Origin of the sequence: Ligilactobacillus sp. MP3 (genome assembly GCF_024436335.1) — a bacterium.
Lineage (GTDB): Bacteria > Bacillota > Bacilli > Lactobacillales > Lactobacillaceae > Ligilactobacillus > Ligilactobacillus salivarius.
Map to the genome: position 1 here is coordinate 113,039 of NZ_JANFQI010000002.1, position 25,832 is coordinate 138,870.

Below are 25,832 nucleotides of genomic sequence, written 5' to 3' on the forward strand. Positions count from 1 at the left end.
TTGATATCATTAACACGTAATTTAAAGGAGGGTTGGATTATGCGAGAAAAAGAGCTTAGACGTTCACTTGCAGTTTTACCTATGGGAACTGTTATGAAACTAACAAATCTTACTGCACGCCAGATTAGATACTATGAAGAACAAGAATTGGTTATACCTGAACGTAATGCGGGAAATAGGCGAATGTATTCCTTGAATGACATAGATAAGCTTTTAGAAATTAAAGATTTTTTAGGTGAAGGAATAAATATGGCGGGAATTAAGCATATTTATGAAGAAAAGGCTAAAAAAGAACAAGAAAAAGCTGATAAACATAATACATTAACAGATGCTGATGTTCGACGCATTTTACGTGATGAGTTTGTATCTGCTGGTGGTTTTATGAAAGATAATGATTTTTCTTTGCGTAATAACCGTTCACTTTAAATTAACAACCCGACAAGGAGCAATAAAAGATGGTAAAATTCGACTACACAAAAGATGACATTCGACGCATTGCAAAGGAAGAAAATGTACGTTTCTTACGTTTAATGTTTACTGATTTATATGGAACAATTAAAAATGTTGAAGTTCCAATTAGTCAGTTAGATAAAGTTTTAGATAATAAGATGATGTTTGATGGTTCATCCATTGATGGCTTTGTACGTATTGAAGAAAGTGATATGTGGTTATATCCAGATCTATCAACATGGATGATTTTTCCATGGGGTGGAGAACATGGAAAAGTTGCTCGTTTAATTTGTGAGGTATATAATGCAGATCGCACACCATTTTTAGGAGATCCTCGTAATAATTTAATTAGAGTACTTGATGAAATGAAGGAAATGGGCTTTACGGAATTTAATATTGGGCCTGAACCTGAATTCTTTTTATTCAAATTAGATGAAAAAACTGGACGTCCAACAATCCACTTAAATGATAAGGGAAGTTATTTCGATTTAGCTCCTGTTGATTTAGGTGAAAATTGTCGTCGTGATATTGTGTTAGAGTTGGAAAATATGGGATTTGATGTAGAAGCTTCCCATCATGAAGTAGCTCCTGGACAACATGAAGTTGATTTTAAGTATGCGGATGCTTTGCATGCATGTGATAATATTCAAACATTTAAACTTGTTGTAAAGACTGTTGCACGTAAATATGGATTACATGCAACATTTATGCCAAAACCATTAGATAGAATTAACGGTTCAGGTATGCATTTGAATATGTCATTGTTCCATAAAGATGGTAATGCATTCTTTGATACTAAAGGTGAAGAACAGTTATCACAAGATGCATACTACTTCTTGGGTGGCGTATTAAAACATGCACGTAACTTTACTGCTATTATGAATCCTACTGTAAATTCTTATAAACGTTTAGTACCTGGATATGAAGCTCCTGTTTATGTGGCTTGGTCAGGACATAATCGTTCACCACTGGTTCGTGTTCCAATTGCAAGAGGAAATTCAACTCGTTTAGAATTACGTTCAGTAGATCCATCTGCTAATCCATATTTAGCAGTAGCTGCATTACTAGAAGCAGGTTTAGATGGATTACGTAATAAAATTAAACCAGCAGCTCCTGTTGATAGAAATATTTATGCAATGGATGATGAAGAACGTGAGGCAAATAACATTCAAGATTTACCATCAACATTGCATAATGCATTAAAGGCATTGAAGACAGATAAGGTTGTTCAAGATGCTATGGGACCACATTTATATCAAAACTTCTTAGAAGCAAAGCGTTTAGAATGGGATGCTTATCGTCAAGAAGTTTCACAGTGGGAAAGAGATCAATATTTAGAAATGTATTAGTGAACTTTAAGATGAATAAGTCATTTGTGGACTTATTCATCTTTTTTATATATGTTATTTAAATTAGTGTAGGATTGAAAAATTAATCATTTCTTAATATTTGCTTAATAAAATAGTCTAATTTATTGAGTACTATATATTTACAGTTAGTAAGCTAGTTTTTTATATGAAAGAGAGGAGTAAGCCTATGATTTCAATAAAAAAAGATACAGTAGAAGTTACTATAGTAAATAATAAACCGGTAATTGATAAATTAAGTATAGATAGAAAAAAGAAGCATAAGCCAGTAATTAAAATTAAGTAAATAGGTGTTTATTTATAATAATAGTTTTAGCAACACTAAGCGGATAATAAGATAGTATAGGTAGCTATCTTATCGCCAACTAGTGTTGCTTTTTTTAGGAGTGATATGCATGTATAAAATGAATTATGATTCACCAATCGGAAATATAGTTTTAAAATCTGATGGATATTCTTTAGTAGAATGTTATTTTAGTGATGAGAAAGAAAATGAAGAAAAAAATATTGGTAATGTGGTGTTAGAAGAAACAGTACAATGGTTGGATGACTACTTTAAAGGAAATAAGCCATTAATTAAAGATCTACCAATTAAATTTAAAGGGACTGAATTTCAATTGAAAGTATGGAATGAATTATTAAAAATACCCTATGGATCTACCATATCATATAAAGAATTAGGCAAAATAATTTTTGGTGAAAAGAATCTTTCGTCACAAGCAATTGGAAGAGCAGTTTCAAAAAATAAATTATTAGTAATAGTTCCATGTCACAGAGTGATAGGTAGTAGAGGAGATTTAGTGGGGTATGCTGGAGGAATAGATAGAAAGAAATATTTGTTGGATCATGAAAAATAAGTAATAATTCCATTATTGTAAGCATTTACGAGGTGTTTTCTGATATAATAAATACAATAATGTAAAAAGTGGAGTTGAATTTAATTATGGTTCAGTCAATTAATACAAAAGTAGATTTAACAATGGCAGGTACGTCTTATATGGGATTATCTGATTATGGAAAGATAATGATAGGTGATAAGGGATTTGAATTTTTTAATGATAGAGATGTTAGAAAATATATCCAAATTCCATGGGAAGAAGTGGATGTAGTTATAGCTTCTGTGATGTTTAAAGGAAAATGGATACCACGCTTTGCTTTAAGAACTAAAAAAAATGGTATGTTTACTTTTTCTGCTAAAAATTCTAAAGAAGTATTGCGAGCAATTAGAGAACATGTCCCTGCAGATAGAATGGTTCGTTCATTAACTTTCTTCCAGGTTATAAAAAGAAATTTAAAGAACTTATTTAAAAATAAAAAATAATTAGCAATTATTTTTGGACCTACTATCATCATGATAAATATGGTAAAATGAAATTTTAGAAGAGATAAAATTTTATAGAATGAATTATGATAAATATTGGGAGGAATTTTACATGTCTGACATCAAGTATAAACGTGTATTACTAAAGTTGAGTGGTGAAGCACTTGCTGGTGATCAAGGAAAAGGAATTAATCCGCCCGAAATTTTAAAAGTTGCAGAAGAAATAAAAGAAGTTCATGATTTAGGTGTACAAATTGCTATCGTTGTAGGTGGCGGAAATATGTGGCGTGGTGAAGCTGGTGCTGAAATAGGAATGGAAAGAGCACAAGCCGATTACATAGGTATGTTAGGAACCGTTATGAACGCTTTAGCACTTCAAGATAGTCTAGAGTCAGTTGGAGTTCCTACAAGAGTTCAAACAGCTATTGAAATGAGACAAGTAGCGGAACCATATATTCGTAGAAAAGCAATTCGTCATCTAGAAAAAGGAAGAATTGTTATTTTTGCAGCAGGTACAGGCTCTCCATATTTCTCAACAGATACTACAGCTGCATTAAGAGCATCCGAGCTTAATGCAGAAGTAATCTTAATGGCTAAAAATGGAGTAGATGGAATTTACAACGCGGATCCTAAAGTTGATCCTACAGCTAAAAAGTATACTAAGTTAACACATATGGATATTATTAATAAGGGATTACGTGTTATGGATACTACAGCTTCATCATTATCAATGGACAACAATATTGCTTTAGTAGTCTTCAACATGAACAACCGAGGAAATATTAAGAAGGTTGTTGAAGGCGAAGAAATTGGTACAACAGTGGAAGGAAAATAATTATGAAAATAACAGAACCTATTATTAAAGAAGCACAAGAAAAAATGACGAAGGCAGAAGATTCTTTACGAAGAGAATTAGGGAATATTCGTGCAGGACGTGCTAATGCCAGTTTATTGAATAGAATTAATGTAGAATACTATGGGGCTCCTACTCCTTTAAATCAAATGGCACAAATTTCAGTTCCTGAAGCACGTGTATTATTGGTCACACCATATGATAAGACCTCTTTAAAGAACATTGAACATGCTATTATGGCATCAGATTTAGGAATTGCACCAATGAATGATGGAACGGCAATTCGTTTAGTTATTCCACAATTAACTGAAGAACGTCGTAAAGAGCTAGCAAAGCAAGTAAAGGCTGTTTCTGAAACTGGAAAAGTTGCTGTTAGAAACATTCGTCGTGATATGATGGATGCTTTGAAGAAAGCTCAAAAGAATGGTGACTTAACAGAAGATGATTTAAGAGATTTAGAAAATCAAGCACAAAAAGTGACAGATGAATCTATTAAAAATATTGATAAAATTACAGAGGACAAAGAAAAAGAAGTTCTCGAAGGATAATGCAATAAACTATTGTATCACGAGGGTAAAGATTTGTTACTTTACCCTTTTTTTATTGTATATTAACTTTATTGTTTAAAAAAAAGCTGCTATAGTAATTTAGAGGCGTATTTCCATTATGGAGGTGAATTTGGATGTTGGATTTTTTTAATAAAAAAGAAAATATGGATGAAAAAAGGAATAAATTAAAAAGAGAATTAATTCCTAATCATATAGCTATTATCATGGATGGAAATGGACGTTGGGCTAAGAAAAGACACTTACCGCGAATAGCAGGACATAAACAAGGAATGGAAACTGTAAAAAATATAACTAAGGTAGCGAGTAATTTAGGTGTTAAAGTCCTAACGTTATATGCTTTTTCTACAGAAAATTGGAAACGTCCTGATAAAGAAGTGGATTTTCTTATGGATTTACCGGTCAAGTTTTTCAATACTTTTGTTCCTGAATTAATTGAAAATAATGTAAGAGTAAATGTTATGGGATATATAGATATGCTACCGAAAAAAACTCAAAAAGCTGTTTATGATGCAATTAAACAAACTTCAAATTGTACAGGAATGATCTTAAATTTTGCGTTAAATTATGGTGGTCGTGCTGAATTAGTATCTGCTATTCAAAGTATTGCTAGTGAAGTAAGTGAAAATAAATTAGAGATAGAAAAGATAACTGAAAAAGTAGTAGATGCTAATTTAATGACTGGGAAGCTTGCTCCATACAATGATCCTGACTTATTAATTAGAACGAGTGGAGAAGAAAGAATATCAAATTTTCTATTATGGCAATTGGCATACAGTGAATTTGTATTTACTGATACATTATGGCCAGATTATTCAGAAGAAGATTTATTGGCTAATATTTATGCTTTTCAAACAAGAGATAGAAGATTTGGCGGATTAAAAGAGGAGAAAAAATAAAGATGAAACAAAGAGTTATTACAGCAGTCGTAGCATTGCTGATTTTTATTCCTTTACTAGTAGTGGGAGGAAATTTATTTAGTATATTAGTAGTAGCAATGGGATTAGTGGGAATGTCAGAATTCTTAACTATGAAAAGAAAACTTTTAATTTCACCTGAGGCAATAATAGCTTTTATGGCAGTGGCTTGCCTATTGGTACCAAGTAATTGGATCAATTTTTTCCCAAATGGAATTTTTTATAGTGGATTCTATTTCTTCACGCTAGTATTACTAGGATATACAGTTGTTAGTCGTAATAGATTTTCCTTTGATGATGTGGGAGCTATAATTTTAGGAGCTATTTATTCAGGATTAGGATTTCACTATATGATTTATGCTCGCCAAGAAAGTTTATGGATGATTTTATACGCATTCTTGATTACTTGGATTACAGATAGTGGCGCATACTTAATCGGGCGTCAAATTGGGCGTACTAAGTTAGCTCCTCATATTAGTCCTAACAAAACATGGGAAGGATCAATTGGGGGTACAGTGAGTGCTGTCATTATCGTAGGAATTTATCTTTTCTTTAAGCAAAGTGCTTTTCCATATGGCTTTTTAACTATGTTGGGAATAACAGTATTTCTATCAATTGGTGCTCAATTTGGTGATTTAATTGAATCAGCATTTAAGAGACATTATGGAGTAAAAGATTCTGGAAAAATTTTACCAGGACACGGTGGAATATTAGATAGATTTGATTCAATTTTGTTAGTTTTACCTTTAATGCATTTCGTTGGTTTAATTTAGTAAGGTTTAAGAGAGGATGGTTAAATGATTATCACAATAATTGCATTTATTATTGTTTTTGGAGTCCTCGTTTTTGTACATGAATTTGGACATTACTTTTTTGCAAAAAAGGCAGGAATTTTAGTAAGAGAATTTTCCATTGGCATGGGGCCTAAACTATGGTTCTATCGAAAGAATAGTACTACATATACAATCAGACTATTGCCTATAGGTGGATATGTGCGTATGGCAGGTGCTGAGGAAGACGATGTTCCCTTGAAAAAGGGAATGACAGTTAATCTGTTAATAAATGATGAAAATAAAGTAGTAAAAATTAATACAAGTAACAAAAAAACTTTAATTTCAGGTGTTCCTGTTCAAATTTCTGATTGGGATTTGGAAGATAAGCTGTGGATCGAAGGATACGAGAATGGCGATGATTCAGAACTAAAAGTATATGAAGTAGATCATGATGCATGCATAATTGAAAATGATGGAACGGAAGTACAAATTGCACCTAAAGATGTTCAATTTCAATCAGCTAAAATTATTCAAAGAATGCTTACAAACTTTGCAGGTCCTATGAATAATTTTATTTTAGCAATTGTAGCTTTTTTAGTGATCGCACTTGTGCAAGGTGGAGTAGCTTTTACAGATAATCAAATAGGAAAGGTTCAAGAAAATTCGGTTGCACAGAAAGCAGGAATAAAGCCCAATGATCGAATAATAGCTGTTGATAATATAAAGACCACTACTTGGCAAGAAGCTTCCACTCAAATCCAAAAAAATGGGAATAAAAAAATTATTTTAAAAATTGATAGAAAAAATAAAATTATTAAAATAAGGATAACACCTAAAGTTCAAATCGAGAATGGTAAAAAAGTTGGAATGATAGGAGTTATGGCAAAAGTCCATTATGATAAGTCAATTGTTGCAATTTTGTCATATGGATTTACTCAAACCTGGTATATAATAACAAGTATCATAGGAGTTTTAGGTAAAATGTTTACACAGGGATTCAGTTTGAATGATTTGGGTGGACCTGTAGCAATGTACTCTTATACGAGTGAAGCTGCTCATTATGGTATCTTGAGTATTATGAATTTAATGGCAGTTTTGTCTATAAATTTAGGTATTGTCAATTTATTACCAATACCCGCGTTAGATGGTGGAAAATTGTTATTAAATATAGTAGAAGCAATCAGAAGAAAGCCTTTAGATCCGGAAAAAGAGGGTATAATTACTTTGATAGGGTTTGGTTTTTTAATGATTTTAATGATTTTAGTAACCTGGAATGATATTCAAAGATATTTTTTACATTAGATAATTAATGGTTTAAGATGAGTATTGTTCTCAGAGAGGAGTAAAAAAATGAAACAATCACAAATGTTAATTCCAACATTAAAAGAAATTCCAAGTGATGCTGAAGTTGTCAGTCATCAATTGATGCTAAGAGGGGGATATATCAAACAAATAACAGCAGGTATGTATGCTTATTTACCTCTTGCATATCGAGTAATGAAGAAAATCGAAAATATTATTCGTGAAGAAATGGATAGGATTGATGCAGTAGAAATGCTAGTCCCTGCAGTTGTACCAGCAGAGTTATGGCAAGAGTCAGGACGTTATGAAACTTACGGTCCTACTTTGTTTAAATTAAAAGATCGTCATGAACGAGATTTTATTTTAGGACCAACTCATGAAGAAACTTTCACAACAATTGTAAGAGATGCAATAAAATCTTACAAAAAATTGCCACTATATTTATATCAAATTCAAATGAAGTATCGCGATGAAAATAGACCTAGATTTGGTTTATTACGTGGTCGTGAATTTTTGATGTTAGATGGTTATTCATTCCATGTTGATGATACAAGTATGGAAAAAGTTTTTAATGATACTGACAAAGCATATCAAAGAATTTTTGAACGTTGTGGGCTAGATTTTAGAGGAATTATTGCTGATTCAGGCGCAATGGGAGGAAATAGATCAAAAGAATTCCAAGCCATCGCTGAAGTTGGAGAAGATACAATTGCATATTCTGATTCGTCGGATTATGCAGCTAATATTGAGATGGCAAAGAATTTGAGAATACCTAAACAATCTCATGAAACTCCAAAAGATTTGGAAAAAGTTGCTACACCTAATGCCAAAACAATTGTTGAAGTAGCTGAGTTTTTGGGAACAGATACTCAAAATGAAATTAAGACTCTATTATTTGTAGCTGATGACGAACCTGTTGTTGTTTTAATGAGAGGTATTGACGAAGTAAACGAAGTTAAATTAAAAAATCATTTAGGAGCTATTGATTTACGTCCAGCTGAAGAAGAAGAAGCTGTAAAATTCTTAGGTGCAAACTTCGGCTCTCTAGGACCTGTAGGAATTGATGAAAATCTAAAAGTATTAGCAGATTTAGATGTTGAAGGAATGATAAATGCTAGTGTAGGTGCCAATGAAGATGGTTACCACTATATAAACGTTAATATTGATAGAGATTATCATGTTGATGAATTTTTAGATTTGCGTGAAGTTAGAGAAGGAGAACTATCACCAGATGGCGAAGGTGTATTGAAATTTACACGTGGAATTGAAATTGGTCATATTTTCCAATTAGGAACTCGTTATTCTGAGAGTTTGGGTGCAGATGTATTAGATGAAAATGGACGTCAAGTTCCTATGAGAATGGGTTGCTATGGAATTGGTGTTTCACGCTTATTATCAGCAATAGTTGAACAACATAATGATGAAAATGGTATTGCTTGGCCTCGCGAAATTGCTCCATTCGATATTCACGTTGTTCCTGTTAATGTAAAAAATGATACACAAAGAGAACTAAGTGAAAAAGTTACTGCAATGTTAGAAGATGCAGGATATCAAGTGTTAGTTGATGATAGAAAAGAACGCGCAGGAGTAAAATTTGCAGATTCAGATCTAATTGGACTTCCAATTCGTATAACTGTTGGTAAGAAAGCAGATGAAGGAATTGTTGAAATTAAACTTCGTCAAAATGGAGAAAAGATTGAAGTTAAGTTAGAAGAGTTATTAAACTCTGTAAAAATACTTTTTAATGAAACAATTACTGATTAGTTAATATTTTTATTTGAAGTGACTGAGATTAAGTGTTAGATTTTTCTCAGTTACTATTTTTTTTGAAATGAAGAATTTGGGGAAAGGAGCTACTTCTTTGGAAACCAATAAACAAGATCTATTTAAGAAATTATTAAGACAGATTAATTGGGAAAATAAACATGGGTTTGAAGAGGTATTTACGAATGCAGAAATTCAAAAAGTTGAAGTCCATGTAGAGAGTAAAGTTTGGAATTTTCATTTGCAAATAGAAGATATACTGCCATATGAAGTATTTTACCAATTTTATCAGCAACTACAGTTAGCGTTTAAAGATATTGCCAAAGTTGACATCACTTTGCATACAAAAAATCCCATTATAACGAATCAAAAGTTAGGAGATTATTGGAAATGGGTTGTGTTTAATAGTGGTATTCAATCATCATTTATACAAGAACTTTCCAGAAGTAAAGTACCATATTTAGATAATAATAGAGTAATTTTACTGGCAGAAAATGAAATTGTAAAACGTTTTTTAGTAGATCAAGCTTTAGGACCATTAGAATCAACATATCACAAGATAGGGTTTCCTAAATTTTCAGTTAATACTCTAGTTGATGAAACTAAGGCTCAGGAGATAATTGAGAATATTAAAGAACAGAAAGCTAAGAGCGATGCCGAATTGGCTCAAAAAGCTGTAGAAGCCATAAAGAAACAAAGTGAACAAAGAGAAAAATCTAAAGCAGAAGTTCCTAGTATAGAAGGACCGGTCCAACTAGGAAAGAAAATTTCATCTGATCAAGAAATTACGCAAATGATTAATATAACTGAAGAAGAACGTTCAGTTACAGTTCAAGGCTATGTCTTCAACAAAGAAGTTAGAGAGTTACGTTCAGGTAGAAAATTATTAATCCTGGAAGTTACAGATTACACCTCATCATTTGTCGTTAAGAAGTTTTCGCGAACTGAAGAAGATGAAGCGATGTTCGATGCTATAAATTCTGGTGTCTGGATTAAGGTGCGTGGAAGTGTTCAAGAAGATAATTATATGAGGGACCTAGTTATTAATGCATATGATTTGAATGAAATAAAACATGAGAGTAGAAAAGATACGGCCCCTGAAAATGAAAAGCGAGTTGAATTACACCTTCACTCTAATATGAGTATGATGGATGCTACTAATAGCATTACAGAATACGTATCTAAAGCTGCGGAGTGGGGACATAAAGCTATTGCAATTACAGACCATGGGACATTACAGGCATTTCCTGAAGCACATGCTGCTGGGCAAAAAAATAATGTCAAGATTCTCTATGGTGTTGAGGCAAATATTGTAGATGATGGGGTTCCTATTGCGTATAATGAGCAACACAAAAACTTGAGAGATGCAACATATGTTATTTTTGATACTGAAACAACAGGTTTGTCAGCACAATATGATAAAGTAATAGAACTTGCTGCTGTAAAAATGGAAAAGGGAAATGTTATTGATACGTTTGAAGAATTTATTGATCCCGGTCATTCTCTTTCACAGACTACAATTAATTTAACAAGTATTACTGATGACATGGTAAGAGGTTCTAAAAGCGAGGAAGAAGTTTTTAGGTTATTCAAAGAATTTTGTAAAGATTGCATTATTGTAGGACACAATGCTACTTTTGACGTAGATTTCATGAATACAGGATACGAACGTCATAATATGGAAATGATACAGGAACCTTGGATTGATACATTACCGTTAGCAAGATATTTATATCCTGAAATGAAAGGATTTAGGCTTAATACATTAGCTAAAAAATTGAATATAAAATTAGAGCATCATCATCGAGCTATATATGATGCTGAAGCTACTGGTTTTATATATTATGCTATGTTAAAAGATGCTGAAGAAAAACAAATATTATATCATGATGATTTTAATAAGCATGTTGGAGAAAATGATGCGTATAAACACGAGCATCCATCGCATGCAATAATTTTAGCAAAAACACAAGAAGGCCTAAAAAATCTCTTTAAATTAACTTCAGAATCTATGGTTAAGTATTTCTATAGAGTTCCAAGAGTACCACGTTCAATTTTAGAAAAATATCGTGAAGGACTTATAGTAGGGTCTGCTTGTGCTGATGGTGAAGTATTTACAGCAATGATGCAGAAGGGATATACAATTGCTAAGCAAAAAGCAGAATTTTATGACTATTTAGAAGTTCAACCAAAGCCATTGTATGAACCATTATTGGAACAAGAATTAGTTAAAGATAATGATAATCTTGAAGAAATTATTACAAATATGGTTAAATTAGCCCACGAACTAGATAAACCAATAGTTGCTACTGGAGATGTTCATTTTATGAATAAAGAGGATGCAATTTATCGAAAGATATTAATTCATTCTCAAGCAGGGGCTAACCCATTAAATAGATTAAAAAAATTACCAGATGCACATTTTAGAACTACAGATGAAATGTTAGAAGAATTCAGCTTTTTAGGAGAAGATATAGCAAAAGAAATCGTGGTAACCAATCCTAATAAGTTAGTAGATGAAATTTCAGAAATCACACCTGTTAAAGATAAACTTTATACACCTAAAATGGAAGGTGCAGAGCAAGACATACATGATCTTACTATGAATAGAGCACATGCCTGGTATGGTGATACTTTACCAGAAATAGTTCAAAAGAGGTTGGATAAGGAATTGAAATCTGTTATTGGTAATGGATTTTCGGTAATTTATCTAATTTCACAAAAATTAGTGTATAAATCTAATAAAGATGGATATTTAGTAGGTTCTCGAGGATCTGTTGGGTCAAGCTTAGTTGCAACAATGACAGGTATTACAGAGGTTAATCCATTGCCACCACATTACCGATGCCCCAAATGCAAGTGGACGCATTTTTATGAAAAAGGTGAGTATGGTTCTGGTTACGACTTACCAGATAAAGACTGTCCTAATTGTGGTACAGAATTAATAAAAGATGGACAAGATATACCTTTTGAAACTTTCTTAGGTTTTAAGGGAAATAAAGTTCCAGATATAGATTTAAATTTCTCTGGGGATTATCAACCTATTGCACACAATTATACAAAAGTTCTATTTGGTGAGAATAATGTTTATCGTGCTGGAACAATTGGTACAGTAGCTGATAAAACAGCTTATGGATATGTTAAGGCCTATGAGAGAGATACTGAACAAAATTTCAGAGGTGCTGAAATAGATAGACTAGCTAAGGGAGCTACTGGAGTAAAGCGAACTACTGGGCAACATCCTGCAGGAATTCTGGTTGTTCCTGATTATATGGACATTTATGACTTTACTCCAATACAATATCCAGCAGATGACCTAACAGCTGCTTGGCGTACAACTCACTTTGATTTTCATTCGATTCATGATAACATCTTGAAATTAGATATTTTAGGTCATGATGATCCTACGATGATAAGAATGTTACAAGATTTGTCTGGAATAGATCCTAAAACTATTCCTACAGATGATCCTGGAGTTATGGCATTATTCTCAGGAACAGATATTTTGGGTGTAACTCCTGAAGAGATTCAATCTTCGACAGGGACATTAGGTGTTCCGGAATTTGGTACTCGCTTTGTTAGAGGAATGTTAGAAGAGACCCATCCAAAAACATTTGCAGAGTTATTAAAAATTTCAGGACTATCACATGGTACAGATGTCTGGTTGGGGAATGCAGAAGAATTAATAAAAAATGGAACTGTAACAATGCCAGACGTTATAGGATGTCGTGACGATATTATGATGGATCTAATTCATATGGGTGTTGAGTCTGATAAAGCATTCAAGATTATGGAACATGTACGAAAGGGCAGAGGAATACCAGATGAATGGCAAGCTGATATGAGAGCAGCAGATGTTCCTGAGTGGTATATCGGAGCATGTTTAAAAATTAAGTATATGTTTCCGAAAGCCCATGCTGCTGCGTATGTCTTGATGGCACTAAGAATTGCATATTTTAAAGTTTATTATCCCCTTGTTTATTATGCAGCATATTTCTCAGTACGTGCAGATGATTTTGATTTAGTTTCAATGTCTAGAGGAAAAGAAGCTGTAAAAAATGCAATGGGACTCATAAATTCAAAAGGAAATGAAGCAACAACTAAAGAGAAAAATCTTTTAACAGTATTAGAAATTGCTAACGAAATGATAGAAAGAGGTTTCGATTTTAGTATGGTAGATATTAATAAGTCTGATGCTCAGAACTGGACTATTCAAGAAGACGGAAGAACATTATTGGCACCTTTCACAGCAATCCCTGGTTTAGGATTAAACGTAGCTAAGCAAATTGTTGCGGCAAGAGAGGAACAAGAATTTATTTCAAAAGAAGATCTAAGTAAGAGGGGAAAAGTATCTCAATCATTGATTGATTTTATGACAGAAAATCATGTGTTGGATGATTTACCAGATGAAAATCAATTAAGCTTATTTTAACTACTAAATAAACTTAGAAATTCTCAGTATAATAAGAAAAACAGAGCAATGTTAATTCTTGTATTCTAATTTTAGCTATGTTAAACTAAGTTATATTAGATAACTCGTAAAGAGTGAGCAGAAATGCTCACTCTTTTTGTTGGAATAGTTTACTTTGGTTCTATTTCTGCTGAAGTATTGCTTTAATTTAGTTGAAGGAGGCTCATAAGTGAGTAGTGTTGTTGAAACAGTAACTAATCTGGTAACCCCTATTCTAGATGAAAATCATTTTGAATTAGTTGATGTAGAATTTGTAAAAGAAGGAAAAAGTTGGTATTTAAGAGTTTATATTGATAAACCTAATGGAATTAACATTGAAGAATGTGCCTTGGTGAGTGATAAACTCAGTGAAAAATTAGATAGTTGTGACCCAGATCCAATACCACAAGCTTATTATCTAGAAGTTTCATCACCAGGTGCTGAAAGGCCTTTAAAGAAAGAGAAAGACTATGAACGTGCATTAAATAAGTATATTCATATTTCTCTTTATCAAGCTATTGATGGACAAAAAGTTTATGAAGGTACTATGGTTGATTTAAACAAAGAAACTTTGACATTGGAATATAGAGTAAAAACAAGAACAGTAACTAAGACTTTTGATCGAAATAAAATCGCAAAAGCTCGTTTGGCAATTAAATTTTAATAATTATTAAGGAGATAGAACAATGAGTAAGGAATTACTAAACGCATTAAATGCCTTAGAAGTTGAAAAAGGTGTAAAGAAAGAAATTGTGATTGAAGCATTAGAAGCAGCTTTGGTCTCAGCTTATAAGCGTAATTATGGTCAAGCTCAAAATGTGGAAGTTGAATTTGATAAGATTGCAGGTAATATCCATGTTTATGCTGTTAAAGAAGTAGTAAATGAAGTGTATGATTCTCAGTTAGAAATTAGTTTGAAATCTGCTCTTGAAATTAATAGAGCTTATGAAATTGGTGATACTATCCGTGAGGAAGTTACACCAAAAGATTTTGGACGTATAGCAGCGCAAACTGCTAAACAAGTAATCATGCAACGTGTTCGTAAAGAAGAAAGAGAAGTTATTTATAATGAATATGTTCAATATGAACAAGAAATTGTTACAGGTGAAGTAGAGCGTAGAGATAATAAATTTGTTTACGTTAATTTAGGTAGAATTGAAGCTGTTTTATCACGTCAAGATCAAATTCCAGGTGAAGAATACAAGTCACATGATAAAATTAAGGTGTACATTTATAAAGTTGAAAACACATCAAAAGGACCTCAAGTATTTGTAAGCCGTTCTCATCCGGATTTGTTAAGACGTTTATTTGAACAAGAAATTCCAGAAATTTTTGATGGTACTGTAGAAATAGTTTCAATTTCTAGAGAAGCCGGTGACCGTGCTAAAGTAGCTGTTCGTTCTAATGAAGATGGTGTAGATCCTGTTGGAACATGTGTAGGACCAAGAGGTGAACGTGTACAGGCTATCGTAAATGAACTAAAAGGTGAAAACATGGATATTGTTGAATGGCGTGAAGATCCAGCTGAATATATTGCTAATGCTTTGAATCCTGCTAAAGTATTAGACGTTCGTTTTGATGATGAAAACGAGCATGCTTGTACAGTTGTTGTACCAGATGATCAATTGTCTTTAGCAATTGGTAAACGTGGACAAAATGCAAGATTAGCTGCAAGATTGACAGGTTATAAAATTGATATTAAATCAGAAAGCGATGCTGCTGATTTAAGTAACGTGGAAGCTGATAATAATGATATTGATGATGAAGATCAATTGATGTCAGACTCTTCTTCCAATATGATTGAGGAGGAATAATTATGGCACAACGTAAAATTCCTATGAGAAAAGACATTGTTACAGGTGAGATGGTACCTAAAAAGGAATTAGTCCGTGTTGTTAAAAATAAGGAAGGCGAGGTAAGCATAGACCCTTCTGGGAAAAAATCTGGTAGAGGTGCATATATCCATCTAAATGTTGATGTAGCAAAAAAGGCAAAAGTTGATAAGACTTTTGATAAAACTTTTGGGATTAGTATTTCTGATGATTTTTATGATGAATTGATTGCATATGTAGATCATCAAGTAGAAAGAGCAAAATTATTTGGTAATGGAAAATAGGATAAAGGTATTAAATTTATTAGGTTTAGCTAGAAGAGCTAGTAAATTAGTAACAGGGCAAGAATTAGTCTTATCGCGAATTAGAAGCAACAAAGTTAGTATTGTTTTTGTTGCTAGTGATAGCGGAAAAAATTCATTGAAAAAATTTACTGATAAGTGTAAGAGTTACAATGTATTTTTATGTAAGTCTTTCACAAAAGAAGAGTTAAGTTCAGCTATTGGACAAAAACGTTCCGTTATTGCTGTAAATGATATTGGGTTTGCAAATAGAATGAAAGAACTATTATCTGATTAATTTATTGTTCATTCTTATTTTAATGCGATAGGGCTTCTGAAGTTAGGGTACTAAATTAGGAGCGTGATAATATGGTAAAAAAACGTATTTATGAATTGGCTAAAGAGTTAGGTATAAGTAGTGAGAGAGTAATAGAAATTGCTAAAAAATATGATTTTAAAGTTACAAACCATATGTCAGCATTAGATGAAAATGAACAGAATAAAATTCGTGGAAGTATAAGTCTAAAAGCAAAGAAAAAAGAGCACATACAACATAATAAAAATAAAGATAATTTTCATTCCAAAAAGGTACAAAAAAGTAGTACAGGGAGTAAAGACGAAAATAATCATAAGAATGTGCATAAAAATAATAGAAAGCGATCTGGTAGTAGTATGAAAGAAAATAATAATGCAAAGAACGGACAACGTAATAATAGAAATAATCGTTCTAATAATAAATTTAAAAATAAACATAATAACAATAATAAACGTAATAATAATTTTAAGAAGGGAAATCCTGTTCCACCAAGAAAAAATAAGCCATTGCCAGAAACATTGGTTTATACTGTAGGGATGAATGTAGCTGATATTGCTAAAAAAATTCATAGAGAACCTGCAGAAATTATTAAGAAGCTATTTATGATGGGGGTAATGGTAAACCAGAACCAATCCCTAGATAAAGATACAATTGAACTTTTAGCTGCTGATTATGGTATTAATGCAGAAGAAAAAGTTGAAGTGGATGTGTCTGATATTGATAAGTTCTTTGAAGAAGAACAAAACAACACTGAGCATTTAGAAAAACGTCCTCCAGTAGTTACTATTATGGGACATGTTGACCATGGTAAGACAACTTTACTTGATAAATTACGTCATACGCATGTTACTGAAGGCGAAGCTGGTGGTATTACACAACATATTGGTGCTTATCAAGTAAGACATGATGATAAGATTATAACTTTCTTAGATACACCAGGACATGCTGCATTTACTAATATGCGTGCTAGAGGTGCTGATATTACAGATATTACTGTTTTAGTTGTAGCTGCTGATGATGGTGTTATGCCTCAAACTATTGAAGCTATTAATCATGCTAAAGCTGCAGGTGTACCTATAATTGTAGCTGTTAACAAGATTGATAAACCAGGTGCAAATCCTAACCATGTAATGGAACAATTGACGGAATATGAATTAATTCCTGAAAGCTGGGGTGGAGACACAATTTTTGTAGAGATATCTGCAAAATTTGGTAAGAACTTAGATGAATTATTAGATATGATTCTTTTAGAAGCAGAAATGTTAGAATTACATGCTAATCCAAATCAAAGAGGGGCAGGTTCTGTTATTGAAGCCCGTTTGGATAAAGGGAAAGGTTCAGTAGCTTCATTGTTAGTTCAACAAGGTACGTTACATGTTGGTGATCCAATTGTTGTGGGTAATACATTTGGACGTGTACGTACAATGGTGGATGCTCGTGGACATGATATTAAAAAAGCTACACCAGCGACACCTGTAGAAATTACAGGGTTGAATGAAGTACCGGATTCTGGTGATAGATTTATTACATTTGAGGATGAAAAGACCGCTAGAGCTGCAGGTGAAAAACGTGCCGAAAGAGCTTTATTGAAAGAACGTAGTCAAACAAATCATGTTACTCTAGATAACTTATTTGATACTCTTAAAGAAGGAGAATTAAAAGAAGTTGGAGTTATTATAAAAGCTGATGTTCAAGGATCTGTTGAAGCTTTAGCACAAAGTTTTAAGAAGATTGATGTTGAAGGTGTACGTGTAAATATTATTCACCAAGCAGTAGGTGCCATAAATGAAAGTGATGTTACATTAGCAGAAGCATCTAACGCTATCATTGTTGGTTTTAATGTACGTCCTACACCATTAGCTAAACAACAAGCAGAATCAGATAATGTTGATATACGTTTACACCGAGTTATTTATAAAGCTATTGATGAAATTGAAACAGCTATGAAAGGTATGTTAGAACCTGAATATCAAGAAAAGATTACAGGACAAGTAGAGATACGCCAAACATACAAAGTTTCAAAATTAGGTACAATTGGTGGTGGATATGTTATTGATGGGTATATTCGCCGCGATAGTGGTGTACGTGTAATTCGTGATGGAATTGTTATTTATGAAGGTAAATTAGCTTCTTTGAAACGCTTCAAGGATGACGTTAAAGAAGTTAAACAAGGATATGAATGTGGATTGATGATTGAAAAATATAATGACATAAAAGTTGGAGATCAAATTGAAGCATACATTATGGAAGAAGTTCCAGTTGATTAATCTTTATTATACAGGAGGAAATTATGGCACAACATTTTCGTGTAGGAAGATTATCTCAAGAAATTCAACGAGAAGTAAATGATATCTTACTTAAACGAGTGCGAGATCCAAGAGTTAAAGATGTAACTATTACAGGTGTAGAAGTTTCTGGTGATTTACAACATGCTACTATCTATTATAGTATTTTATCAGATAAGGCTTCTGATGAGAAAAAAGTGCAAACTGGTTTGAATAAAGCAACTAGTTTAATTAGAGGCGAACTTGGTCATCGTTTAAGTATTTATGTAACTCCTGAAATTAAATTTGAACGTGATAAATCTGTTCAATATGGAGATCATATCGATGAGCTTCTTAGAAAACTTCACAGTACAGATAAATTTTAGTATTTTTAAGAAAGTATTTAAGAGGGTATGGTTGTCAAATCGTACTCTTTTTTTTGGAGGGATTTTTTTAATGGATGGAATTCTACCTTTGTATAAAGAACGTGGAATGACTAGTAATGATGCTGTCATAAAATGTAGAAAAATTTTTAAGACTAGAAAAATAGGACATAGTGGAACTTTAGATCCTGAAGTCGATGGTGTTTTACCGATTTGTGTAGGAAAAGCTACAAAAGTAGTTAATTATTTAATGGATTCAGGTAAAGTATATAAAGGCGAAATAACATTGGGGTTTGCTACTACTACTGAAGATTTAGAAGGTGAAGTAATTTCAGAAACCAAACTTTCTAAACCTTTTTCAGATGAGAAAATAAATGAAATTTTGTCTAGTTTTATTGGTGATATAATACAGGTTCCGCCTATATATTCTGCTATAAAAGTTAACGGTAAAAAATTATATGAGTATGCTAGAGCTGGTGAAAAAGTAGATATTCCAGAAAGAAGAGTTCATATAGAATATTTTAAACAAATTTTTCCTTCAAAATTTGATAAAGAAAAAGGACAGCAAACTATATATTTTGAAGTCGGTTGTGGTAAAGGTACATATGTTAGAACTTTAGCAGTAGATGTTGGGAAAAAATTAGGTGTACCAGCTGTTATGAGTGATTTGACAAGGCTTAAAAGTGGTGGCTTTCAAATAGGAATGGCTAAATCATTGTCACAATTAGAAAAATTAGCACATGAAAATAAATTGTCTGAATCATTATATCCTATTGACTATGCGGTTAAAGATTTACCAAGATATGATTTGAAATTAGAACAATGGAAGATAGTGAAAAATGGAGGCTTTTTATCTGTAAGTACTTTTAAAGAAAATTATGATAGGGTTAATCTTTTCTATGACGATAGAATTAGATGTATTTATCAGTATAATGAAGAGAAAAATAGATATCAATCTGAGAGAATGATAGATTTAAGTTAGGAAGGGATATAGATGAAAATCGTAAAATTGAAGGAACCTTATGATAAAAATGCAATTGTTGATTCCCCAATTGTATTGGCTTTAGGTTTTTTTGATGGAGTTCATCGTGGACATCAAGAAGTAATAAAAAGAGCTATAGAAAAAGGAAAAAGTTTAGGTGTAAAAGTTGCAGTAATGACTTTTGACAGACATCCAAAAATCATCTTTCAAAATATTGATGGTGAAAAGTTTAAATATTTAACAATGTTGGATGAAAAACTGGAACATTTTAAGAATTTAGGTGTAGATATAGCTTATGTTGTTAAGTTTGATGAAAATTTAGCTTATCTTTCACCACAAGATTTTATAGATAAGTATGTAGTGGGATTACACGCAATATGTGTTGTTGCAGGCCAAGACTACACTTATGGAAAACATGACATTGCTAATATGGATACTATTTCGAATTTTGCAAAAGGAAGATTTGAAATAATAACTGTAGATCACTTACAACGCAATGATCAAAAAATTAGTTCTACTCAGATAAGAAAAGACTTAGATAGTGGGAATGTAGAAGCTGCTAACTTACTATTAGGATACCAATATGAAAATCATGGAACTGTTGAACATGGTTTTAAGAGGGGAAGAAAAATAGGATTCCCAACTTTAAATGTTTCTATCCCTAAGAATGAACGTATTTTATGCGAAGGTGTATATGCTGTTAAAGTGAGAGTAGGTAAAGATAATTCATGGTATGAAGGAATGGCATCTATAGGGCATAATGAAACATTTGGTGATGATTTAGAAAAAACAGTTGAGATAAACTTATTTAATTTTGATAAAAGTGTTTATGGAGAAAAAGTTATTGTTAAATGGTATAAATTTTTAAGAGAAATGGTGAAATTTGATAGTGTTGAGGAACTAATAGATCAATTAAATAAAGATAAAAGAGATACTGAGGTCTTTTTTGAAGACTTGAAAAAAAATTAGCACTTATAGGGTTACTCTGCTAATTTTTTGGCTAAAACTCTTGACTAATCCCATTAACTAGGTTATATTAATAATTGACTTAGCACTCTAATGTGTTAAGTGCTAAAAGAGGTGGTTGGTTTGCTAACTGAAAGACAGTTGTTGATTTTGGAAACAATAATCCGAGATTATACTGATTTAGGACAGCCTATTGGTTCTAAAACTTTGCAAGAACAATTACCTATACGTGTTAGTTCAGCTACTATTCGAAATGAAATGGCAGTTCTTGAAAAACAAGGTTTTATAACTAAAGAGCACTCTAGTTCTGGTCGAATTCCTTCCCTTAAGGGATATCGTTATTATGTTGATAATTTAGTTAAACCCGTTAAAATAGATTCTAAATCTGTAAGAAGTATTCAATCTCTATTTGGAAATGAATATCGTAGAGTTGATGAAATAATAGAAATGTCTGCAAAGATATTGTCTGATTTAACTAATTATACGGCGATAACTTTGAGACCAGAAGCTAGTGATTTAAAACTCGAAGGATTCAGGATGGTACCATTAGGAAATGGCCAAGTAATGGTTATTCTCGTTGCCAGTGATGGATCAGTTGAAAGCCAAATTTATAATTTACCTAATAACATAGATGGAGAGTCTCTAGAAGCTGTTATTAGGTTAATTAATGATAAATTGGTAGGTTCTTCCCTTAGTGAAGTCACTTCTAAACTACAAGAATTGCAGCCGTTACTTACTAAATATATTGAAAAATCTGATGGATTTATCGATGTATTTGGTGGAATCTTAGATAAAGCTATCAAAGAGCAGTTTTATATTGGTGGAAGGCGAAATTTGTTAAATTTTGCTAATGGTAATAATTTAGAACAGATCAAATCCCTGTATTCATTAATTGATGATGAATCAGATAAGATTGGTGGGTTAGTAGATAATACGACTAATCCACATGATCATCATGGAATTTCGATTAAAATAGGTGATGAGATGTCTGATAGGTTATTGTTAGATTACAGTCTCGTATCGGCGACTTACAATGTTGGGAGTCATGGTCGTGGCATGATTGCTATTTTAGGACCTACTAACATGCCTTATTCTAAGATGATAGGATTGGTTGAAGTTTTCCAAAAAGAGCTAACTAAAAAATTAATTGATTATTACCGAAATTTTGATGAGTGATAATTGAAAGGGGTGGCGATGTGTCTGAAGAAGAAGTAAAAGTTTCTGAGCAAAATGATGACAGTGAAAAAGAAATTAAAGAAGATGATAAAGCTTCATCTGTTGAGAACGAAAAATCAGTAGAGGAGACAGATGATTCTTCAAAAGCATTAGATGAACTTCAAAAGAAGTACGATGATATTGAGGATAAGTATTTACGAGCTGAGGCTGAAATGGCTAACATGACACAACGTTTTAAAAAAGAACAAGAAATGTTGTTGAAATATGAGGGTCAAGATTTAGCTCGTGATATTTTACCAGTTATTGATAATTTAAACCGTGCTTTAGAAATTGAAGTAGATAATGATGCATCACAGCAACTGAAAAAGGGTATAGAAATGGTTGCTCGTGATATGGAAAAAGCCTTGAAAAACAATAATGTTACTAAAATAGATTCTTTAGGAAAGGTGTTTGACCCTACTTTACACCAAGCTGTAAAGACAGTTCCTGTTGAAGAAGGACAAGAACCAGAAACTATAGTACAAGTTTTCCAAGACGGATACATGCTAAAAGATAGAGTATTACGACCAGCGATGGTTGTTGTAGCTCAATAAGTAGTATTTAATTAATATATTTATAAAAGAGGTAATACATTTATGTCAAAAATCATTGGTATTGATTTAGGTACAACAAACTCAGCTGTTGCTGTACTAGAAGGTAAAGATCCTAAAATTATAACAAATCCAGAAGGTAATAGAACAACTCCATCAGTTGTATCATTCAAAAATGGTGAGACACAAGTTGGTGAAGTAGCTAAGCGTCAAGCTATTACAAATCCAAATACAGTATCTTCTATAAAGCGTCATATGGGAGATGCAAACTATAAGGTAAAGATTGAAGATAAAGAATATACTCCACAAGAAATTTCAGCAATGATTTTACAATACATTAAAGATTATGCTGAAAGCTACTTAGGTGAAGAAGTGTCACAAGCTGTTATTACAGTTCCTGCATACTTTAACGATTCACAACGTCAAGCAACTAAAGACGCAGGTAAGATTGCTGGTTTGAAAGTTGAAAGAATTGTTAATGAACCTACAGCTGCAGCTTTAGCTTATGGTCTTGATAAATTAGATAAAGATGAACGTATTTTAGTATTTGACCTTGGTGGTGGTACTTTTGACGTTTCTATCCTTGAATTAGGTGATGGGGTATTTGAAGTTCTATCAACTAATGGTGATACACATCTTGGTGGTGATGATTTTGATAATAAGATCATTGATTGGTTAGTTGAAAACTTTAAAGCTGACAATGGAATTGATCTATCTCAAGATAAAATGGCTATGCAACGTTTGAAAGATGCTGCTGAAAAGGCTAAGAAGGACTTGTCTGGTACAACAGAAGCACAAATTTCACTACCATTTATTGCTGCTGGTGAAGCTGGTCCTTTACACTTAGAAACATCATTATCACGTGCTAAGTTTAATGAATTAACTGAAGATTTGGTTGAAAGAACAAAGATTCCTGTACGTAACGCTTTAGCTGATGCAGGATTAACAAATGCTGATATTGATGAAGTTATTTTAGTTGGTGGTTCCACACGTATTCCTGCAGTTAAGGAAGCTGTTAAGGCTGAAACAGGACATACTCCTAATGAATCAGTTAACCCAGATGAAGCTGTTGCTTTGGGTGCTGCAATTCAAGGTGGTGTTATTACAGGTGATGTTAAGGATGTTGTTTTATTAGACGTTACACCTCTATCATTAGGTATTGAAACAATGGGTGGTGTATTTACTAAGTTAATTGATCGTAATACAACTATTCCAACATCTAAGTCTCAAGTATTTTCTACAGCAGCTGATAATCAACCAGCAGTGGATATTCATGTTCTTCAAGGTGAACGTCCAATGGCTGCAGATAATAAGACATTGGGTCGTTTCCAATTAACAGATATTCCTGCTGCTCCTCGTGGTGTGCCACAAATTGAAGTTAAGTTTGATATTGATAAAAATGGTATTGTTAATGTTTCTGCTAAGGACTTAGGAACAAATAAAGAACAAAAGATTACTATTAAGAGTTCATCTGGTTTGTCTGACGAAGAAATTGATCGTATGGTTAAGGAAGCTAAAGAAAATGAAGCAGCTGATAAGAAACGCAAGGAAGAAGTTGACTTGCGTAATGAAGTAGATCAATTATTATTCCAAACAGACAAGACTTTGAAAGAAGTTAAAGATAAAGTTTCTGCAGATGAAGTTAAGAGTGTTGAAGATGCACGTGATGCTCTAAAGAAAGCTCAAGAACAAAATGATATCAATGAAATGAAAGCTAAGAAAGATGAGTTAACTAAGTTAATTCAAGATATGTCTGTAAAATTGTATCAACAAGCACAACAGGCTCAACAAGCTAGTGGTGCACAAGGTGATACTTCAGCTAATAACTCTACAAACGATGATAATACGGTTGATGGAGACTTTAAAGAAGTAGATCCTGATGAAAATAAGTAGTGTCTATCTTGTAAAATAGGATTGAGCCATATGCTTTTATGCATGTGGCTTTATCTTTATTAACTATTTAAGTTATAATTAGTTGTGTAAATTTGGCAAAATGAAAGTCATTTTGTACTTTGGAAATTGGAGAGAAAAAAATGAATCCATATGATGTTTTAGGAGTTTCTAAAGATGCTTCTGATCAAGAAATAAAACGTGCATATCGTAAGTTATCAAAAAAATATCATCCAGATTTAAATCATGAACCTGGTGCTGAAGAAAAATTCAAAGAAGTAAATGAAGCATATGAAATTTTAAGTGATCCTCAAAAAAAGGCACAATATGATCAATTTGGTACAACAGGTGGACAACAAGGCTTCGGTGGTGGCCAAGGTTTTGGTGGCTTTGATTTTGGTGGATCTGGAGCAGGCGGCTTTGAAGACATATTCAGTTCATTCTTTGGTGGTGGTCAAAGCAGAAATAATAATGGCCCTCGTCAAGGGAGAGATCTTCAATATGAAATGCATCTAACTTTTGAAGAAGCAATCTTTGGAAAGAAGACAGAAATTAAATATACCAGAGAAGAAAATTGTAAAACTTGTAGTGGGACAGGTGCTAAGCCAGGAACATCGCCAGTAACATGTTCTAAATGTCATGGTAGAGGATTTATTCAGGTTCAACGACAAACACCTTTGGGTAGAATGATGTCTCAACAAGAATGTGATGTGTGCCACGGTACTGGTAAAGAGATAAAAGAAAAATGCTCCACTTGTCACGGAAGTGGACATGTAAATGAACAACATGCTATCGAAGTTACAGTGCCTGCTGGTGTTGAAGATGGTAATCAGATGCGTTTGAGTGGCCAAGGTGAAGCCGGAGTTAATGGTGGGCCATATGGTGATTTATATATTTATTTCTCAGTTGCACCTAGTGATAAGTTTAAACGTGATGGGGCAGATATATACTTGAGTTTGCCTATTAGTTTTGTCCAAGCTGCACTTGGTGATGAAGTTGAAGTGGATACAGTTCATGGTAAGGTTAAAATGAAAATTCCAGCTGGAACTCAAACAGGAACAACATTTAGACTTCGTGGGAAAGGTGCACCTCATTTAAGAGCTGGTGGAAACGGTGATCAACGTGTTACAGTCAAAATAGAAACACCTAAGAATTTAAATAAGAAACAAAGAGAGGCATTAAAGGCTTTTGCTGACTCTATGGGTGAAGATCCTAGTGGGGATGACAGTTTCTTTGAACGTTGGTCTAAGAATAAGAAAACTAAACGAAAAAAATAATTAGATAAATTGATAAAATATACCTTTGACTTCGTTAGTCAAAGGTATATTTGTTTAAAGGTGAATTATTAAATGAATTGACCCTATATGTAAAAAAAAGGTATAATTAGTA

23 protein-coding genes are annotated in these 25,832 nt (G+C 32.7%); all 23 read left to right on the forward strand.

Annotated features, from left to right (window positions below; genetic code table 11):
- Positions 1–39: 39 nt before the first annotated feature.
- The 23 genes from NOU10_RS02200 to dnaJ all read left to right on the forward strand — a co-directional run bounded on the left by NOU10_RS02200 (position 40) and on the right by dnaJ (position 25,720).
- Positions 40–426 carry a MerR family transcriptional regulator gene (locus NOU10_RS02200; protein WP_003699881.1) on the forward strand — a complete coding sequence of 129 codons (387 nt, stop codon included), beginning with the start codon at positions 40–42 and terminating at the stop codon, positions 424–426.
- Between the two features lie 29 nt (positions 427–455).
- On the forward strand, positions 456–1,799 hold the full coding sequence (gene glnA, locus NOU10_RS02205) for a type I glutamate--ammonia ligase (RefSeq protein WP_255905885.1): 1,344 nt from the start codon (positions 456–458) through the stop codon (positions 1,797–1,799).
- 413 nt (positions 1,800–2,212) lie between these two features.
- Positions 2,213–2,674 carry a methylated-DNA--[protein]-cysteine S-methyltransferase gene (locus tag NOU10_RS02210; protein ID WP_003705947.1) on the forward strand — a complete coding sequence of 154 codons (462 nt, stop codon included), beginning with the start codon at positions 2,213–2,215 and terminating at the stop codon, positions 2,672–2,674.
- 86 nt (positions 2,675–2,760) lie between these two features.
- Positions 2,761–3,138, forward strand: a complete 378-nt coding sequence (locus NOU10_RS02215; RefSeq protein ID WP_255905886.1) for a DUF956 family protein — start codon at positions 2,761–2,763, stop codon at positions 3,136–3,138.
- A gap of 112 nt (positions 3,139–3,250) precedes the next feature.
- On the forward strand, positions 3,251–3,973 hold the full coding sequence (gene pyrH / locus NOU10_RS02220) for a UMP kinase (protein ID WP_003703168.1): 723 nt from the start codon (positions 3,251–3,253) through the stop codon (positions 3,971–3,973).
- A 2-nt stretch (positions 3,974–3,975) separates the two neighbouring features.
- Complete coding sequence (frr, locus tag NOU10_RS02225; RefSeq protein WP_003705950.1) at positions 3,976–4,539, forward strand: ribosome recycling factor; 564 nt, start codon at positions 3,976–3,978, stop codon at positions 4,537–4,539.
- 134 nt (positions 4,540–4,673) lie between these two features.
- On the forward strand, positions 4,674–5,456 hold the full coding sequence (locus tag NOU10_RS02230; protein ID WP_160944565.1) for an isoprenyl transferase: 783 nt from the start codon (positions 4,674–4,676) through the stop codon (positions 5,454–5,456).
- A 2-nt stretch (positions 5,457–5,458) separates the two neighbouring features.
- On the forward strand, positions 5,459–6,247 hold the full coding sequence (locus NOU10_RS02235; RefSeq protein WP_003705952.1) for a phosphatidate cytidylyltransferase: 789 nt from the start codon (positions 5,459–5,461) through the stop codon (positions 6,245–6,247).
- A 24-nt stretch (positions 6,248–6,271) separates the two neighbouring features.
- Positions 6,272–7,549: an RIP metalloprotease RseP gene (rseP, locus tag NOU10_RS02240; RefSeq protein ID WP_255905887.1), complete on the forward strand. Its 1,278-nt coding sequence runs from the start codon at positions 6,272–6,274 to the stop codon at positions 7,547–7,549.
- 48 nt (positions 7,550–7,597) lie between these two features.
- Positions 7,598–9,313 carry a proline--tRNA ligase gene (locus NOU10_RS02245; protein ID WP_255905888.1) on the forward strand — a complete coding sequence of 572 codons (1,716 nt, stop codon included), beginning with the start codon at positions 7,598–7,600 and terminating at the stop codon, positions 9,311–9,313.
- A gap of 97 nt (positions 9,314–9,410) precedes the next feature.
- Positions 9,411–13,745: a PolC-type DNA polymerase III gene (locus NOU10_RS02250; RefSeq protein WP_255905889.1), complete on the forward strand. Its 4,335-nt coding sequence runs from the start codon at positions 9,411–9,413 to the stop codon at positions 13,743–13,745.
- 208 nt (positions 13,746–13,953) lie between these two features.
- Positions 13,954–14,427 (forward strand): ribosome maturation factor RimP, encoded by a 474-nt coding sequence (rimP, locus tag NOU10_RS02255; protein WP_003699900.1) that lies wholly within the window; start codon positions 13,954–13,956, stop codon positions 14,425–14,427.
- Between the two features lie 22 nt (positions 14,428–14,449).
- Positions 14,450–15,577 carry a transcription termination factor NusA gene (gene nusA / locus NOU10_RS02260; RefSeq protein WP_003705956.1) on the forward strand — a complete coding sequence of 376 codons (1,128 nt, stop codon included), beginning with the start codon at positions 14,450–14,452 and terminating at the stop codon, positions 15,575–15,577.
- Positions 15,578–15,579: 2 nt separating this feature from the next.
- Positions 15,580–15,879, forward strand: coding sequence for an RNase P modulator RnpM (rnpM, locus tag NOU10_RS02265; RefSeq protein WP_003699903.1), 300 nt, complete (start codon positions 15,580–15,582; stop codon positions 15,877–15,879).
- Positions 15,869–16,174, forward strand: coding sequence for a ribosomal L7Ae/L30e/S12e/Gadd45 family protein (locus NOU10_RS02270; RefSeq protein ID WP_255905941.1), 306 nt, complete (start codon positions 15,869–15,871; stop codon positions 16,172–16,174). The genes rnpM and NOU10_RS02270 overlap by 11 nt, the downstream gene beginning before the upstream one ends.
- A gap of 71 nt (positions 16,175–16,245) precedes the next feature.
- Positions 16,246–18,459, forward strand: coding sequence for a translation initiation factor IF-2 (gene infB / locus NOU10_RS02275; protein ID WP_255905890.1), 2,214 nt, complete (start codon positions 16,246–16,248; stop codon positions 18,457–18,459).
- A 23-nt stretch (positions 18,460–18,482) separates the two neighbouring features.
- Entirely contained in the window at positions 18,483–18,842 is a 360-nt protein-coding gene (gene rbfA / locus NOU10_RS02280) for a 30S ribosome-binding factor RbfA (protein WP_255905891.1), read from the forward strand.
- Positions 18,843–18,912: 70 nt separating this feature from the next.
- The gene (gene truB / locus NOU10_RS02285) at positions 18,913–19,821 is read left to right on the forward strand and encodes a tRNA pseudouridine(55) synthase TruB (protein ID WP_255905892.1); all 909 of its coding nucleotides are present in this window, start codon (positions 18,913–18,915) and stop codon (positions 19,819–19,821) included.
- A 12-nt stretch (positions 19,822–19,833) separates the two neighbouring features.
- Positions 19,834–20,790, forward strand: coding sequence for a riboflavin biosynthesis protein RibF (ribF, locus tag NOU10_RS02290; protein WP_255905893.1), 957 nt, complete (start codon positions 19,834–19,836; stop codon positions 20,788–20,790).
- A gap of 120 nt (positions 20,791–20,910) precedes the next feature.
- Positions 20,911–21,963: a heat-inducible transcriptional repressor HrcA gene (hrcA, locus tag NOU10_RS02295; protein WP_250200941.1), complete on the forward strand. Its 1,053-nt coding sequence runs from the start codon at positions 20,911–20,913 to the stop codon at positions 21,961–21,963.
- Positions 21,964–21,983: 20 nt separating this feature from the next.
- Positions 21,984–22,556 carry a nucleotide exchange factor GrpE gene (gene grpE, locus NOU10_RS02300; protein WP_069469454.1) on the forward strand — a complete coding sequence of 191 codons (573 nt, stop codon included), beginning with the start codon at positions 21,984–21,986 and terminating at the stop codon, positions 22,554–22,556.
- Between the two features lie 42 nt (positions 22,557–22,598).
- Positions 22,599–24,446 carry a molecular chaperone DnaK gene (gene dnaK / locus NOU10_RS02305; protein ID WP_003703157.1) on the forward strand — a complete coding sequence of 616 codons (1,848 nt, stop codon included), beginning with the start codon at positions 22,599–22,601 and terminating at the stop codon, positions 24,444–24,446.
- 140 nt (positions 24,447–24,586) lie between these two features.
- Complete coding sequence (dnaJ, locus tag NOU10_RS02310; RefSeq protein WP_003705966.1) at positions 24,587–25,720, forward strand: molecular chaperone DnaJ; 1,134 nt, start codon at positions 24,587–24,589, stop codon at positions 25,718–25,720.
- The last annotated feature ends 112 nt before the right edge of the window (positions 25,721–25,832 follow it).

What these genes read in the sequence shown, in the direction of transcription:
- NOU10_RS02200 (WP_003699881.1), top strand. Translation starts at nt 40, where the DNA reads ATGCGAGAAAAAGAGCTTAGACGTTCACTTGCAGTTTTACCTATGGGA.
- glnA (WP_255905885.1), top strand. Translation starts at nt 456, where the DNA reads ATGGTAAAATTCGACTACACAAAAGATGACATTCGACGCATTGCAAAG.
- NOU10_RS02210 (WP_003705947.1), top strand. Translation starts at nt 2,213, where the DNA reads ATGTATAAAATGAATTATGATTCACCAATCGGAAATATAGTTTTAAAA.
- NOU10_RS02215 (WP_255905886.1), top strand. Translation starts at nt 2,761, where the DNA reads ATGGTTCAGTCAATTAATACAAAAGTAGATTTAACAATGGCAGGTACG.
- pyrH (WP_003703168.1), top strand. Translation starts at nt 3,251, where the DNA reads ATGTCTGACATCAAGTATAAACGTGTATTACTAAAGTTGAGTGGTGAA.
- frr (WP_003705950.1), top strand. Translation starts at nt 3,976, where the DNA reads ATGAAAATAACAGAACCTATTATTAAAGAAGCACAAGAAAAAATGACG.
- NOU10_RS02230 (WP_160944565.1), top strand. Translation starts at nt 4,674, where the DNA reads ATGTTGGATTTTTTTAATAAAAAAGAAAATATGGATGAAAAAAGGAAT.
- NOU10_RS02235 (WP_003705952.1), top strand. Translation starts at nt 5,459, where the DNA reads ATGAAACAAAGAGTTATTACAGCAGTCGTAGCATTGCTGATTTTTATT.
- rseP (WP_255905887.1), top strand. Translation starts at nt 6,272, where the DNA reads ATGATTATCACAATAATTGCATTTATTATTGTTTTTGGAGTCCTCGTT.
- NOU10_RS02245 (WP_255905888.1), top strand. Translation starts at nt 7,598, where the DNA reads ATGAAACAATCACAAATGTTAATTCCAACATTAAAAGAAATTCCAAGT.
- nusA (WP_003705956.1), top strand. Translation starts at nt 14,450, where the DNA reads ATGAGTAAGGAATTACTAAACGCATTAAATGCCTTAGAAGTTGAAAAA.
- rnpM (WP_003699903.1), top strand. Translation starts at nt 15,580, where the DNA reads ATGGCACAACGTAAAATTCCTATGAGAAAAGACATTGTTACAGGTGAG.
- NOU10_RS02270 (WP_255905941.1), top strand. Translation starts at nt 15,869, where the DNA reads ATGGAAAATAGGATAAAGGTATTAAATTTATTAGGTTTAGCTAGAAGA.
- infB (WP_255905890.1), top strand. Translation starts at nt 16,246, where the DNA reads ATGGTAAAAAAACGTATTTATGAATTGGCTAAAGAGTTAGGTATAAGT.
- rbfA (WP_255905891.1), top strand. Translation starts at nt 18,483, where the DNA reads ATGGCACAACATTTTCGTGTAGGAAGATTATCTCAAGAAATTCAACGA.
- truB (WP_255905892.1), top strand. Translation starts at nt 18,913, where the DNA reads ATGGATGGAATTCTACCTTTGTATAAAGAACGTGGAATGACTAGTAAT.
- ribF (WP_255905893.1), top strand. Translation starts at nt 19,834, where the DNA reads ATGAAAATCGTAAAATTGAAGGAACCTTATGATAAAAATGCAATTGTT.
- dnaK (WP_003703157.1), top strand. Translation starts at nt 22,599, where the DNA reads ATGTCAAAAATCATTGGTATTGATTTAGGTACAACAAACTCAGCTGTT.
- dnaJ (WP_003705966.1), top strand. Translation starts at nt 24,587, where the DNA reads ATGAATCCATATGATGTTTTAGGAGTTTCTAAAGATGCTTCTGATCAA.